Origin of the sequence: Nocardia sp. NBC_01388, assembly GCF_045040085.1 — a bacterium.
In the GTDB taxonomy this organism is placed as follows: domain Bacteria; phylum Actinomycetota; class Actinomycetes; order Mycobacteriales; family Mycobacteriaceae; genus Nocardia.
In genome coordinates, this window is record NZ_CP109553.1 from 8478728 (window position 1) to 8492838 (window position 14111).

Sequence of the window (14111 nt, forward strand, 5' to 3'; positions counted from 1 at the left end):
CATTCGCCGTGCGGATCGGCGGCATACCGAGCGGGTTCGGCAGCTCGGGCCGATGGGTTCGCATCCGTCCATGGCGGAGGACGGTTTCGGCACCGAGCCGGGTCTGACGCCCTTGATCACCAAGGCGGGCAGATTCTATGTGGCAGACGTGAATTCGCGCGCGCCGCGCATCGATCCGGGTCAGTGGCGGGTTGCCATCACCGGCAAGGTCGCGCATCCGCTGCGGTTCTCGCTCGCCGATCTGGCCGAGCAGGCGGTGGAATTCGATGCCGTCATGGTGTGCGTGCACAACACCCCCGGTGCGGGCCGCGCGGGCAATGCGCGCTGGTTCGGCGTCCCGCTGACCGCCCTGCTGGAGCACGCCATGCCCGATGCGACCGCCACCCGCCTGGTGACCCGCGCTGTCGACGGCTACACCATCTCGCTGCCGCTGGAACCGCTGCGCACCGGCGAATGGCCCGGCTACCTGGTCATCGGCATGAACGGCGAAGCCCTGCCGCCCGAACACGGCTTCCCCGCCCGAGTCTTCGTCCCCGGCCTCTACGGCCAGTACACCGGCGTGAAATGGCTTGCCGAACTGGAACTTTCCGATGACACCCAGGTCGACTACTGGTGGAAGCGCGGCTGGCCCAGGGACGCCCTGTGGGTGCGCCCCCAGGCCCGCATCGACGTGGCCGCCGCCGGCAGCGACGGACCGGGCAAAACCACCGTGGCAGGCGTGGCCTGGGCCCCGCCCCGGGGTGTGGCCGGTGTCGAGATCAGAGTCGACGAAACCGACTGGCTCTCAGTCGAACTCGGCGCGGAAACAGCCCCCGCCGCCTGGCGCCGCTGGCGTACGGTCGTGGATCTCCCGCCCGGTACCCACACCATCCAGGCCCGCGTCACCGGCCGCTCCGGCGAAGTCCAGGACGGTGCCGTCCGCGCCCCGTTCCCACAGGGGCCCGGAGGATTCCACTCCGTAACCGTCACCATCTGACGAGGTCCGTGTCATCCCGGCGGGGATCGACGATATCGCCGATCGCCCGGTGGGCAAATGCTCGGGCGGGCAGCAGCAGCGCTTGCGATTCGCGCTGGCCCTGCTGCCGGATCCGGACCTGATCATTCTCGACGAGCCGACCACCGGCATGGATGTGGAGGGCCGGCGGGACTTCTGGAACGCCATTCGGCAGGATTCGCAGCGCGGCCGGACGGTACTGTTCGCGACCCACTACCTCGACGAGGCGGATGCCTACGCCGACCGCATCGTGCTGATGCGTGCGGGCCGGGTGGTGGCCGATGGCAGTGCCGCCCAGGTCAAGAACATGGCCTCGGGGCGCACGATCAGCGCGACCCTGCCCGCGGCCGATGCGACGGTGCTGCTGCGGATTCCCGGCGTGGAGCACGTCGAACAGCGCGGCGATCGAATCACGGTGCGCGCCACGGATTCCGATCTGGTGGCCCGCTATCTGCTCACCGCCACCACGGCCACCGATCTCGAGATTTCGGCGCACAACCTCGAGGATGCCTTCCTCGCTCTGACGGGAGACCACTGAAATGACTGTCCTCGAGGCCCGAACCGGGCTGCGCCGCAGCGGAATACGCCCGGCCTTCGTGGCTCTGGAGATGCGCCGCATGCTGCGCAACAAGCGGGCGCTGATCTTCTCACTGATCATGCCGCCGGTGTTCTTCCTGTCCTTCGGCCTGCAATCGGGCTACAAGACCCAGATGATCGGCTCCGGCAACACCACCGGCTACGCCGCCATAGTGCTCGCGGTGGTCAATGTGCTCGCCTGGGCGACAGTCTTCACCCTCGGGTCGGCATTCCTCTTCCGCCGCGATACGGCACGCTGAGTCCATGAAGCGCATGCGATCGATCGGCGATACCTCAGGTATGGACGACGCCGCGGCGATCCGGACGCTGCGTCGGCTCGCAGCGCCCGGACCTGCGGTAGCGTCCGGCGATATGACCTATGAAGATCAGCAGATCGGCCGGCGACGGCGGGTCGGGTGGATCTTCGTGGTCGTGTGGACGGTGTATCTGATCGACCCCCTGAAAAACGCCTGGGCGCTCGATCAGCCGGTGGCGCGCATCTACACGATCGCGGTGCTCATCGCCTTCGTCATCTGCTATCTCGGTTCGTACTGGGTGCTGTTCCGGCTGCCGATGCACGGACCCACCTGGCCGAGTCCGAGCCCGTGGCTGGTGGGCAGGTTGCTGGCCGTCCTCGTCGCCCTGCTGCTGGCGGCGACGGTCACCCTGCATACCGGTGCGAACGGACTCGCCACCTATATCGGCACCTTCGTCGCCTTCGCGCTGCCGATACGGCGTGCGGTGCCGCTGGTGGTCGTATTGCTACTGGCGACCGCGGTGGTGCCGCAGTTGATCGCCGGCGAAGCGCCGGACTGGTCGATCATGCAGGGCATGGCACTGTCCGCCATCGCGGTCGGTGGTGTGCGCCTGATCATTATCAATAATCAGGCGCTGGATCTGGCCCGAAAACAGTTGACCGAGCTCGCGGTGGCCGAGGAGCGTTTGCGGGTCGGGCGGGACGTGCACGATATCCTCGGCCATTCGCTGACCGTCATCACCGTGAAAACCGAACTGGCGCAACGACTTCTCGATATCGATCCGGAGCGCACCCGAACCGAGCTGGTCGATATCGAGCGACTCGCGCGGGAATCGCTGGCCGGTGTTCGCTCCACGGTCGGCGGTCTGCGCGAGGTATCGCTGGCCGGTGAGCTGGTCAATGCGCGAACCGCCCTGCGCGCCGCGGGAATCGACGCCGATCTGCCCGACGGTGACGATCTGCCGATCCGGCACAGCATCGTCTTCGGCTGGGTGCTGCGCGAGGCGATCACCAATGTCGTGCGGCACAGCGGAGCCGCGCATGCCGCCGTGCGGGTCACGCCGACCAGTATCGAGGTCAGTGACGACGGCGGCGGTATGGGTGACGGCGCGCGCGCCGGATCCGGATTGTCGGGGCTGCGGGAGCGGGTGCGGGCGGCGGGTGGCACGCTCACCCTGTCGAATCGGCCGGAGGGCGGGTTGCGGGTGCTGGCAAGCTTTCCGGCGGGAACGATAGGGGCGTCGCCATGATCAAACTGCTACTCGCCGATGATCAGGCGCTGGTGCGCGGTGCGCTCGCCGCACTGCTGAGCCTGGAACCGGACCTCGAGGTGGTGTGCGAGGTCGGTCGCGGTGACGAGGTGCTCGCGGCCGTCGAACGCACCGCACCCGATGTGGCGCTGCTGGATGTGGAAATGCCCGGAATGGACGGCATCACCGCCGCCGCGCAGCTGCATCTCGCGCATCCGCAGGTGCGCATCCTCATGGTCACCACCTTCGGCCGCCCGGGCTACCTGCGCCGCGCCATCGACGCCGGAGCCAGCGGCTTCGTCGTGAAGGACACTCCCGCAAGGGAACTCGCCGACGCGGTCCGCCGCGTCCACATGGGCCTGCGCGTAGTGGACCCGGCCCTGGCCACCGAAACCCTCACCACCGGAACCTCGCCCCTCACCACCCGCGAACGCGAAGTCCTCGCCGCCGCCTCCGACGGCGCCACGGCGGGCGCCATCGCACAATCCCTCCACCTCTCCGAAGGCACCGTCCGCAACCACCTCTCCGCCGCCATCGGCAAAACGGGCACCCGCACCCGCGCCGAAGCCGTCCGCGCCGCAGAACGCCTGGGCTGGCTCTGACCCACCCCGTCGGCCAGGCATGAATTCACCCCGTCATCCCGGCATGCTTTTGGCCGGGATCCACAGCACTGCATGAGCCGCCCTGGATCCCGGCCGAAAACGCGCCGGGACGACGGGGACTCACCGCGGACCCGTCCCGCCGGGGTGGTGCCGCAGCTGATTCCTGCGGGTGGGAGCCGTAGCTGAGCCCGCGGCAGCCGATCGGCGGCGCTAGAACCGCCCGCCGCGGCTGATGCGGCGGGAGCCGTCGGAGCCGCCGAAGGAGCCGGGGCCGTAGCTGCCGCCGCCTCGGGAGCCGCCGAAACCGCCTCCGCCGCTGCGGTATCCGCCGCCCATGCCGCGCAGCATGCCATCGATGAGGATGCCGCTGAGGACCGCGCCGGTCTGGGAGTTCGAGCGCGGCTGGCTCGCTTGCCAATCGCGGACCGCGGCCTGGGCGGTTTGCAGGGCTCGGGTGCCGAGTTCCACGGCGCGCTGGGCGTGCGGGAGGGCTTGGGCGGGGTCGGTCGCGGCGAGCTGTTGCGCCTGGTCCAGGCTGCGCTGGGCCTCGGCGAGGCGGGTGCGCGGTTCGGCGTCGACACCACCGCGCCGGGTGCTGATGAAGTCGGTGGCGGCATTGATCTGGCTGTGTGCGGCGGTCAGGGCCTGGTCGAGCCGGCGGGCGACCTCCTCAGCGGCGGCCTTGTGATCGGTGGCATCGGCAATCGCCTTGTCCAGCACCGTATCCGCGGCTACGGCCCGCTGGAACGCGCCGAGCGGATCGGCCGCGCCCTCGGTACTCGCCCGGTCGAGAGCGGTGCGCGCGGCGGTGGCTGCCGTGAGGAGTTCGGGCCCGCCGTGCTGGGTAAGGGTGGCCGCCGTGCCGAGATCGCGGCGCAACTCCTCGATGATGCCGGGGAGTCCGGCGCGAGCCTGCTCGATATCGGTGGCGGCGGTATCCACCGCATCCAGCAGCGTGCGCGCGGTATTGATGGCCGACTCCGCACTGCGAATCGCCGCGACCGCCGCACCTTGCTGCCCGACGGGTTTGGCCGCCGCCGTGCGCCCGTCCTCGATTCCACGCTCCGCGAACGCGATTCGCTCCCGCGCCATGGTCACGTTCTCGTGAATCGGCGCGAGCACCGAGGCGGACTGCGTGGCCACCAACTGGGCCAGCGTGGCTTCGGAATTCGGCGCCCGAGTCGTCAGATCGACCACATCGCGGGTCAGCGCATCCAGCCGCTCACCGGCATTGATGAGCAGATTGCGCATCGCATCGAATTCGGTGACCTTGGCATCGAGTTCGTGATTGGCGCGCCCGCACGTGCTGATGAGCTCCACCAGCATGGTCCGCTGCTGATCAGGCGTCTCCGGAATATCGTCGTCGAGTTCCTGCCGGATGGCGAACGCCTTGCCGAGCGCGTTCTTCGCGCCGTTCAGAGCCGCGCTGAACGGTGCGGTGGCGGTCGCCCCGAATTCATCGGTGGCCAACCGCAATTCCTCACCGCTGGTGCGCAGCGCGTCATCGGTATCGGTGAGCAGTTCCTTGGAACGCGCGTCCAGCGCCGCCAGCGGCAGCGCGGCCAGCGCCTGGGTATCGGCCGGATCGACCTTGCGGGCGGCAGTCACGTCCGCCCGCGCCCGCCGCTCCTTGCGACCACGCGACCACAGCCACAGCGCGCCCACCGCCAGGGCCACCACCAGCACGAGCAGCAGCACCACCCAGAGGCTCACGCCACCGCCGGACCCGTTCATCGCCGCCGACAGTCCGTTCGCGGTCGCCACCCCGGCCCCGGCCCAGTCTCCCGCGCGCAACTTCGGCTCGACCTGGTCGATGAGCAGGTCATCGAGCTGCTTATCGGTCACCGAGCTGGGCGCGCTGCCGGTGAAGGCATACGCCCGATCGTCGACCGCGACGGACAGCAGCACGTCCCGATCGCCGAACCCCGAGGCCTGCGCGGTCTGCTCACCCCAGGCCTGCGAATTCAGCCCGCCGAAATTGTGCACATACACAACCCACAGCCGCTCATGGTCTTTCGAATACAGCGCATCGATGGCGGCCTGCAGTTCCGCGCTCTGCCCGCCGCGCAACGCGCCCGCCACATCGGTGACATAGCCGGGCAGTCGCTGCGGCGGTTCCGCACCCGCCGGAACGCTCCCGCCGCCCAGGAGCACCGCCAGGGCCAGCACGAAGCCCGAGACGAGCACGGACCAGCGCGGGGAGGCGGGGCGGTGCTTCGGTTGCCGCATCACATGAATCTATCCGCCCGAATGCGGCACACACTTTCTTCCGGTCACCCGTGTCGGCGACGATGACTACGATCGAAGACGTGATCACGATCGATTCCCCGTACACGGGTCATGTCGCTCCCGGTTCCAACCCGCAGCAGCGGGCCGTCGCGGGCGCGCGCATCGTGAAGATGTCGGTCGGCGCCATGGACAACAACGTGTACCTGGTCCAGTGTGCGAATACCGGCGCGACCCTGCTCATCGATGCCGCCAACGAGGCGGAACGCATTCTCGAACTGCTCACCCAGGAGGCCCCCGACGGGGTCGAGTTGCTGGTCACCACGCACCGGCATCCGGACCACTGGTGGGCTCTGCGGGATGTGCTGGCCGCCACCGGGATTCCCAGCGCCGCCCACGAACTCGATGCCGAGGGCCTACCCGTGCCGCCGACCCGCCTGCTCACCGATGGTGACAAGGTGCGCATCGGCGACCTCGAGTTCGAGGTCATCCACCTGAGCGGCCATACCCCCGGTTCGGTGGCCCTCGCCTTCACCGACGGTGACGGTCGCACCCACCTGTTCACCGGTGATTCGCTGTTTCCCGGTGGTGTCGGGAAAACTGGTACGCCGGAGGAATTCGCCTCCCTCCTCGGCGATGTCGAGACCAAATTGTTCGCACGCTACCCGGACGACACCGTCGTGTACCCGGGCCATGGCGCTGATACCACCCTCGGCGAGGAGCGCCCGCAAGTGCCCGAGTGGCGGCGGCGCGGTTGGTAAAACTCCGCAACCGCGACCCCGAGCCCGCGTGGGCGCCCGCACCGGCCGATAAGCCCCGGGGCGGCTTCGCCGCGGGCGCGGCACGCTGGGCACGCAGGCTGCTGATCGGCGGTCTGCTCATGGCGCTGCTGGTGGTCGCCGGCACGGCGGTGCGGGTGTGGCAGGTCGCCCGCATCGACGATTACACGCGCGCGGACGCCATTGTGGTGCTCGGCGCGGCCCAGTACGACGGCACCCCGTCCTCGGTCTTCCAGGCTCGACTCGATCAGGCGCGCAAGCTCTTTCAGAAGGGCGTCGCGCCCATGATCGTCACCGTCGGCGGAAAACAGCTGGGCGACAACTACACCGAGGCCGCCTCCGGCAAGATCTATCTGAAGGATCTGGGCGTCCCGGCCGAGCACATCCTGGCCGTGGAGACCGGCTCGGACACCCTGCAGAGTGTGGAAGCGGTCTCCAAAGCGCTACTGGCCCGGGGCAAATCCTCGGTGGTGCTGGTGAGCGACCCCTGGCATTCGCTGCGCACCCGCACCATGGCCCGCGACGCCGGACTCTCGGCGTGGACCGCGCCGGTGCGCACCGGGCCCGCGGTCTACACGCGGGAATCGCAGGCGCACGGCATTTTCCGCGAGACCTTCGCGCTGCTGTGGTACCAGCTCACCCACTATTCGGCCGATTTCACCTACACGGCGGAGCAGTGACATGAGTTCGCGCATCGATTACGACCAGGTCTACAGCGATCACGACCGGGAACGCCTGGTTCCCGAGACCGACCGGACCGCCGGACTGAGCTGGTCACCTTCCCCCGCCCGGCGCAGTGAATTCGCGCGCGACCGGGCGCGGGTGCTGCATTCGGCCGCATTGCGCCGGCTGGCGGACAAGACCCAGGTCATGGGTCCGCGCGATGGTGATACGCCGCGCACCAGGCTCACCCATTCCCTGGAGGTCGCGCAGATCGGCCGCAGTATCGCCGACGGACTGGGCTGCGATCCGGATCTGGTCGATCTGGCCGGACTCGCGCACGATATCGGGCATCCGCCGTACGGGCACAATGGCGAGACGGCGCTGGACCAATTCGCCGATGCGCACGGCGGTTTCGAGGGCAATGCGCAGAATCTGCGCATTCTCACCCGGCTGGAGCCGAAGGTCTTCGACGAGCACGGCAATAGCCACGGGCTCAATCCGACCCGGGCCGCGCTCGATGCCGTCATCAAATACCCCTGGGGCAGAACAGGTCCCGGCACCAAATTCGGCGCGTACGACGTCGATATGGATCGCATGGCATGGGTCCGCAAGGGTGCGCCCGATCGCCACCAATGCCTGGAATCGCAGGTCATGGACTGGGCCGACGATGTCGCGTATTCGGTGCACGATGTCGAGGACGGCATCATTGTCGGCCGCATCGACCTGCGCGCCCTGGCCGATCCCATCGAACAGGCCGCCCTCGCGGAAATCGGTGCCCGCCAGCACAAGTCGCCGACGGCCGACGAATTGATCGCCGCCGCCGGGCGTCTCTCCGAACTGCCGGTGGTCAAAGCGGCAGCCGCCTACGACGGCTCGCTGATCGCGTCGGTCGCCCTGAAACGTCTCACCAGCGACCTGGTCGGCCGCTTCGCCACCGCCGCCGTGGAGGCTACCCGCGCAGCCTGGGGCGGACGCCAATTGCGCCGCTACACAGCAGATCTCGAAGTTCCGCGGATAGTGGCCGCCGAGGTCGCCATCCTCAAGACCATGGCCCTGCGCTACGTCCTGTCCGACCCCATTCACCAGGTCCGCCAGGCCGGCCAGCGCGAACGCATCCACCTGGTCGCCAACCACCTCCTCCGTACCGCCCCCCGCGGCCTGGATCGCCTGCTGCTGCCATGGTGGGAAGAAGCGGCCGACGACACCGCCCGCGTCCGCGTCATCGTCGACCAGATCGCCTCCTACACCGAAAGCCGCCTCGAGCGGGTCGCCGCCATCATCCCCTGAGCCAGAACATGGCTGCTCAGCTACGCCACGAGTCCGTGTCGCGCCGTCAGCGGGGAACAGCTACGGTGGGCGGGCGAATTCGGCAGGGCGGGCCGCTGTCGGTCCGTGGAGGGGGAGTTGTGGAATCGAATCCGACACCGGGACAACCGATAACGCCGGAGCAATCAGCCGTGGTCGAGCAGCCGGTCGCGTCTGAGGCGCCGGCCCTGCCAGAGCCGCCAGCCGCGTCGGAGCGGCCGGTCGTGCCGGGGCAGTGGGGTGTGCCGCAGCCGCCGATCACGCAGTCCTCGGGTATGCCGCCGGCCGGGCAGCCGATGTGGACCGCGCCGCCGGGCGGGATCGCGCCGTATCCCTACGCGTACCCTGCTGCGCCCCCGCCACCTCCGCAGGGCACCAACGGGCTGGCGATCGCGGCCTTCGTTACCGGGCTGCTCGGGATGTGCCTGCTGGCACTACCGTTCGGCGTAATTTCGCTGACTCAGGTCAAAGACCGTAATCAGCAGGGGAAAGGGCTGGCGATCGCCGGTCTGGTCTTATCGGGTGTGTGGGCACTGGTCGCGGTGGCGGTGGCCGCGGTGGCGGTGCAGCACGCCCAATCTCAGGGCGCCACTGATGTCGATTACGCGGCACCGCCGCCGTCGTTTGCGGCGCCGACCACTGCCAGCGGGTACACCTTGCTGCGCAATCTGAAGGACGGCGACTGTGTGAACGGCGTCCGCGAGGGTGCGACGATCGGTGGCGCGGTGGTCACGGCCTGTACCGCACCGCACGATGGCGAGGTGTTTCTGGTCTTCCCGCTGCCCACCTGGGGGAGCGAGCAACAGGCCAAGGACTACGCGGAGACCAAGTGCGAGGAGCCATTCGACAAGATGCAGGCTCAGAATCCGAATCTCACTTTTCTGATCTACCACCCCGGTGACGAGCTGGGGTGGCGCAAGAATCCGTCGGTGCAGTGCGTCGCGATCGACGACAATGCCGGAAAGTTGACCACCAAACTGCCTCGCTGACAGGCGATCCGCCCGCCTATCAGAGTCGGCAGCGGTCCACGTAGCGAGGGATGGTCTGGGCGGGCGGGCCGTCCTCGACCAAGCGGCCCTCGTCGAAGACGAGCACGCGATCGAAGTCGGCGAGCAGATCCAGGTCGTGCGAGATCACCACGATCTGCTGCGGAAGTTCGTGCAGCAGTTGGGAAATGCGGCGTTTATTGCGCAGATCCAGCAGGGTCGTGGGCTCGTCGAAGATGACGTAGCGCGGCCGGACCGACAGCACCGCGGCAATGGCGAGCAGCTGCTTCTGGCCGCCGCTGAGCAGATGGGCCGGGTGATCGCGGAATTCGCTGAGACCGTATTCGGCGAGGACCTCCGAAACCCGTTCGGGGATTTCGGTTTTGGTGAGGCCGTGGTGTTTGAGCCCGAAAGCCACATCCTCGGCGACGGTGGGCATGACGATCTGGACGTCGGGGTCCTGGAAGACGAATCCCACCTGGCGGCGAACGGCCCTGCCCTGCTTGCGGGTATCGAGTCCGTCGACCCGCACCTTGCCCTCGGTCGGCACCTGCAAACCGTTCAGCAAGCGCGCGAACGTGGACTTGCCCGAGCCGTTCGAGCCGACGACGGCAATGCGGTGCTCGGTCAGCGTCAGATCGAGGCGCTGCAGTACCTCGCGCTCGCCGAAGCGATGGGAGACGCCCTCCAGCTCGATCACGCGCGCGCCGGAATCATCGGATAGGCCCGGCGCACGGCAATGGCAGCCAGTGATCCGATGACAGTCTTGACCACATCGCCCGGCAGGAACGCCACCGAGGTGACGATCGCCTTGTGCAGCGGCAGATCCGCTGCCACCGCCATCCACGGCACGCCGATCATATAGAGCACCAGTGCCCCGCCCACAAAGTTGATCACCACGGCAATGGGCAGGTTGTAGTGCTTCCACAGCCTTTCGGTGAGAAAACCGATCACCAGCGCACCGATCGGATACGCAATGATGAATCCCCCTGTGGGACCCATGATCACCGACAACCCGCCGCGCCCACCCGGCAGCACCGGCAGCCCCGCCAACACGAGCACATCGAACAGCAGCATCGCCAGCGCACCGCGCCGAGCTCCCAGAATCGAGCCCGCGAGTATCACGCCGAGCGTTTGCGAGGTGAACGGCGCGAACGCCCCCGGCAACTGGATGAGCGGGAAGAACCCGAGCACCACCATAATTGCCGCGAACAGCGCTATCTGCGCCAAATCCCTACTACGCACTCGGGGGATTCTAGGGGGACGGGGGTTCGGGCAAATCCGGCGCATCCGGCAGGGCCATCGGCCTCAGCGGTCAAAGATCGGCTCGGGGCGGCAAAAATTACCGCTTAGCAACGATCTTTGACCGCTGAGGCCGGTTGATCTTGATGAGCCGTCGCATCAATCCAAGCCGCGAGCATCGAGCGCCTCGCCGACTTGATCCGCCATCCGCAGCGTGCGAATCAGCAGCGGGATGAGGAACACCGTGCTGCGCTCGATCCCACGCGCCCGCTGCGCGGCACGCACCATCTCGGCCTGCTCACGAATGACCGGAATGAAGCGGATGGTCATGGCCACCAGCAGACCGACCCGGTCCGGCCGCACCCCCAGCGGATGCAAAGGGCGCAGCGCTTTTTCGATGGTCTCCACCATGGCAGAGGTGCGAGTGGTCAAGGTCACCAGATTCGCCAGCAAGACCAGAGTGAGCACCCGTTCACCCACCAGCACGCCACTCTGCCAACCGGTGAAGAGAACTTGCGCCAGCATGATCAGCCCAAGGAACGGCGCAATCCCGAACACCGCCCGCCCGGTCACCCGCCACGGAATGCACGCCACCCGATACAGCCCGAGCACCACCACAAGCGCCCCAGCCAGCCACACCATCGACGACACAAAGAACAGCGCCGTCCCCGTCACAGCCAGCACCAGCACCTTCACCCCGGCAGGCGCGCCGTGCACCGGCGTCCGGGCATCGTGAAACAGGCTGAGCACCGCTAGATCCTGGCAGACCAGAGCGCCGCAGCACGAAGCGCTCCAGTTCTTCGAAACGCAACGCCTGATTTCGCAAGCTCGGGGTGACTCCCCGGGCACCCCCAAAATCGTCTCGCCCCCCAACCGCTCCCACGCGTCCCCAACAGTCCACGGCTCCCAAGCCGTGCGCCAAAGTTCCGGGGAGGCGGTCTAGACTCGCGTCCGTGGCCGGCCGACTTCCAGACCGCGATATAGCGGCGATTCGTGAACGTGCTCGGATCGAGGATGTGGTCGGCGAGTACGTGACGTTGAAGCGTGCCGGTGCCGACTCCATGAAGGGGCTCTGTCCCTTCCACGACGAGAAATCTCCGTCGTTCCATGTGCGTCCGAATCACGGTCATTTCCACTGCTTCGGCTGCGGTGAGGGCGGCGATGTTTTCGCCTTCCTGCAGAAGATCGAGCATGTGGGCTTTGTCGAAGCGGTCGAGCAGGTGGCCGACCGCATCGGCTTCAAGATCAATTACGAGGGCGGCGGCACCTCGGTGCAGCGCGATCACGGCACCCGCTCGCGCCTGGTCGCCGCCAATGCCGCCGCGCACGAGTTCTATATGGCACGGCTGGCCGAGCCCGACGCCGAGGCGGCCCGCAACTACCTCACCGAGCGCAATTTCGATGCCAATGCCGCCCGCCAGTTCGGCTGCGGCTTCGCCCCCGCAGGGTGGGACACGCTGACAAAGCACCTGCTGCGCAAGGGTTTCGACTTCAAGGAGCTGGAGGCCGCGGGCCTGTCCAGACAGGGCCAGCGCGGCCCGATGGACCGCTTCCACCGCCGGCTGCTGTGGCCCATCCGCAATCTCGGCGGTGATGTGATCGGCTTCGGCGCGCGCCGGTTGTTCGATGACGACACCATGACCGCCAAGTACGTCAATACGCCGGAAACGGTGCTGTACAAGAAGTCTCAGGTGCTGTTCGGCCTGGATCTGGCCAAGCGCGATATCGCCAAGGGGCATCAGGCGGTGGTCGTCGAGGGCTACACCGATGTGATGGCCATGCACCTGTCCGGCGTGAAAACCGCTGTGGCGTCCTGTGGTACGGCCTTCGGTGACGAACACCTCGCCATGCTGCGGCGACTGCTCATGGACGACAATTTCTGGCGCGGCGAGATCATCTACACCTTCGACGGTGATGCGGCCGGCCAGGCGGCGGCCCTGAAGGCGTTCTCCGGTGACCAGAAGCTGGCCGGGCAGACCTATATCGCCGTCGCCCCCGACGGCCTGGACCCGTGCGAACTGCGCCAGCGCAGCGGCGACGGCTCGGTGCGCGATCTGGTTGCGCGCCGGGTTCCGCTGTACGAGTTCGTGATTCGCGGCCAGCTCGCCGAACACAATCTCGACACCCCCGAGGGTCAGGTGGACGCGCTGCGGCGCGGCGTGCCGGTGGTGGCGCAGATCAAGGACAATGCGCTGCGCAAGGCGTACGCGACCAAGCTCGCCGGTTGGGTCGGCTGGGACGATATTCAGATGGTGGTCCGGCGGGTCGGCGACGAGGCGCGCAAGAACGCCCGCGGGCCGGCCGCCACTCCCGCGCGCCGGGGCGCCGGTGCGGAACGGGAAGCGGCACAACCGGTTACCGCACCACCGGCGGCGCTGCCCAGCCCGCGCGATCCGGCGCTCATCGTGCAGCGCCAGACGCTCACCGCCGCACTGCAGTACCCGGCATTCGCCGGACCGGTCTTCGATTCGCTGGAGCCCGAAGCCTTTACGCATCCCGCCTACAAGGCGATGCTCGCCGCCATCGCCGCGGCGGGCGGTACCGGCAAGGGTCTGGGCGGCGCGGAATGGGTGGCCGCGGTGGCCGACAATACCGACGACCTCACCATGCGCTCCCTGGTCTCGGAACTGGCCGCAGAGCAGCTGCCGGTGAAAACCGAGGCCGATATCCCCCGTCTGATCACCGGGGTGCTGGCCCGCGTGCAGGAGGCATGGGTCGGCCGCCAGATCGCCGAACTGAAGTCCAAGCTGCAGCGCATCTCCTCGACCGAACAGTCCGAGGCGTACTTCGCGCTGTTCGGCGATCTGGTGGCGCTGGAGCAGTACCGCAAGAGCCTGCTCACGCAGGCCATGGGCAATTCATCCGACTTCAACAGCGGCCGCTAGCGCGGCCGCACTCCCTACCGTCGCAGCTGGTCGTGCGGCACCAGAATGGTGGTGCGCTCGTCCAGTGGAACCATGGGCTCGAGCTTGGGCTCCGTACTCAGCTTGTCCGACAGCTTCTGCCGTCCGACCTGTACCAACTTCCGAGTGACGGGGCTCTCACCGATCGCACGGGTGGTCTTGCTGATCTGTTCGTACCGAACCCGCCCGGCCTTCGCGCCGAGCACATACCCGGCCGCGACACCGATGATCAACCGCAGCATCTCGAGAAGCTCCTCCCATAGGCCTGTCCGCGCCTCTATCCTGCCCGACACCCCACCCCCCTGTCGATCCGCCTCTCCGTACGTTCT

The 14111-nt window shown here is 67.7% G+C and carries 14 protein-coding genes and 1 pseudogene; 10 read left to right on the forward strand and 5 right to left on the reverse strand.

The annotated features are described in order from the left end of the window. Positions 1–70 precede the first annotated feature (70 nt). The 5 genes and pseudogenes from OG716_RS40015 to OG716_RS40035 all read left to right on the forward strand — a co-directional run bounded on the left by OG716_RS40015 (position 71) and on the right by OG716_RS40035 (position 3678). Positions 71–976 (forward strand): molybdopterin-dependent oxidoreductase, encoded by a 906-nt coding sequence (locus OG716_RS40015; RefSeq protein WP_405140255.1) that lies wholly within the window; start codon positions 71–73, stop codon positions 974–976. Beyond that, a pseudogene (locus OG716_RS40020) lies at positions 969–1532 on the forward strand (ATP-binding cassette domain-containing protein); the annotation flags it as partial. The gene OG716_RS40015 and the pseudogene OG716_RS40020, both read left to right, overlap by 8 nt. 1 nt (position 1533) lies before the next feature. After that, on the forward strand, positions 1534–1830 hold the full coding sequence (locus OG716_RS40025) for a hypothetical protein (RefSeq protein ID WP_405135374.1): 297 nt from the start codon (positions 1534–1536) through the stop codon (positions 1828–1830). Between the two features lie 4 nt (positions 1831–1834). Beyond that, positions 1835–3076, forward strand: a complete 1242-nt coding sequence (locus tag OG716_RS40030; protein WP_405135375.1) for a sensor histidine kinase — start codon at positions 1835–1837, stop codon at positions 3074–3076. Further along, positions 3073–3678, forward strand: a complete 606-nt coding sequence (locus OG716_RS40035) for a response regulator transcription factor (protein ID WP_355127144.1) — start codon at positions 3073–3075, stop codon at positions 3676–3678. The genes OG716_RS40030 and OG716_RS40035 overlap by 4 nt, the downstream gene beginning before the upstream one ends. 210 nt (positions 3679–3888) lie before the next feature. On the opposite strand, the gene OG716_RS40040 is transcribed toward OG716_RS40035, so the two are convergent. Beyond that, a complete protein-coding gene (locus OG716_RS40040; RefSeq protein WP_405135376.1) occupies positions 3889–5907 on the reverse strand; it encodes a TPM domain-containing protein in 2019 nt (672 codons plus the stop codon). A gap of 62 nt (positions 5908–5969) precedes the next feature. On the opposite strand from OG716_RS40040, the gene OG716_RS40045 reads away from it, so the two are divergent. The 4 genes from OG716_RS40045 (at position 5970) to OG716_RS40060 (ending at position 9640) form a co-directional block, all read left to right on the forward strand. After that, the gene (locus OG716_RS40045) at positions 5970–6665 is read left to right on the forward strand and encodes an MBL fold metallo-hydrolase (RefSeq protein ID WP_405135377.1); all 696 of its coding nucleotides are present in this window, start codon (positions 5970–5972) and stop codon (positions 6663–6665) included. A gap of 119 nt (positions 6666–6784) precedes the next feature. Beyond that, the gene (locus tag OG716_RS40050; RefSeq protein ID WP_355127300.1) at positions 6785–7363 is read left to right on the forward strand and encodes a YdcF family protein; all 579 of its coding nucleotides are present in this window, start codon (positions 6785–6787) and stop codon (positions 7361–7363) included. Position 7364: 1 nt separating this feature from the next. Further along, a complete protein-coding gene (locus tag OG716_RS40055) occupies positions 7365–8633 on the forward strand; it encodes a deoxyguanosinetriphosphate triphosphohydrolase (RefSeq protein ID WP_405135378.1) in 1269 nt (422 codons plus the stop codon). Positions 8634–8875: 242 nt separating this feature from the next. Beyond that, positions 8876–9640, forward strand: a complete 765-nt coding sequence (locus OG716_RS40060; RefSeq protein ID WP_405135379.1) for a DUF4190 domain-containing protein — start codon at positions 8876–8878, stop codon at positions 9638–9640. Between the two features lie 19 nt (positions 9641–9659). On the opposite strand, the gene OG716_RS40065 is transcribed toward OG716_RS40060, so the two are convergent. From OG716_RS40065 to OG716_RS40075, 3 genes are all read right to left on the reverse strand, one after another. Beyond that, a complete protein-coding gene (locus OG716_RS40065; protein WP_405135380.1) occupies positions 9660–10337 on the reverse strand; it encodes an energy-coupling factor ABC transporter ATP-binding protein in 678 nt (225 codons plus the stop codon). After that, on the reverse strand, positions 10334–10882 hold the full coding sequence (locus tag OG716_RS40070; RefSeq protein ID WP_405135381.1) for a biotin transporter BioY: 549 nt from the start codon (positions 10880–10882) through the stop codon (positions 10334–10336). The genes OG716_RS40065 and OG716_RS40070 overlap by 4 nt, the downstream gene beginning before the upstream one ends. Positions 10883–11038: 156 nt before the next feature. Beyond that, a complete protein-coding gene (locus OG716_RS40075) occupies positions 11039–11728 on the reverse strand; it encodes an energy-coupling factor transporter transmembrane component T family protein (RefSeq protein ID WP_405140257.1) in 690 nt (229 codons plus the stop codon). A gap of 104 nt (positions 11729–11832) precedes the next feature. Here OG716_RS40075 and dnaG point away from each other — a divergent pair, with 104 nt between their 5' ends. Then, on the forward strand, positions 11833–13764 hold the full coding sequence (gene dnaG, locus OG716_RS40080; RefSeq protein ID WP_405135382.1) for a DNA primase: 1932 nt from the start codon (positions 11833–11835) through the stop codon (positions 13762–13764). A 14-nt stretch (positions 13765–13778) separates the two neighbouring features. Here the strand turns inward: dnaG and OG716_RS40085 are convergent, their stop codons facing one another. Then, positions 13779–14024 carry a hypothetical protein gene (locus OG716_RS40085; protein ID WP_297627006.1) on the reverse strand — a complete coding sequence of 82 codons (246 nt, stop codon included), beginning with the start codon at positions 14022–14024 and terminating at the stop codon, positions 13779–13781. Between the last annotated feature and the right edge of the window lie 87 nt (positions 14025–14111).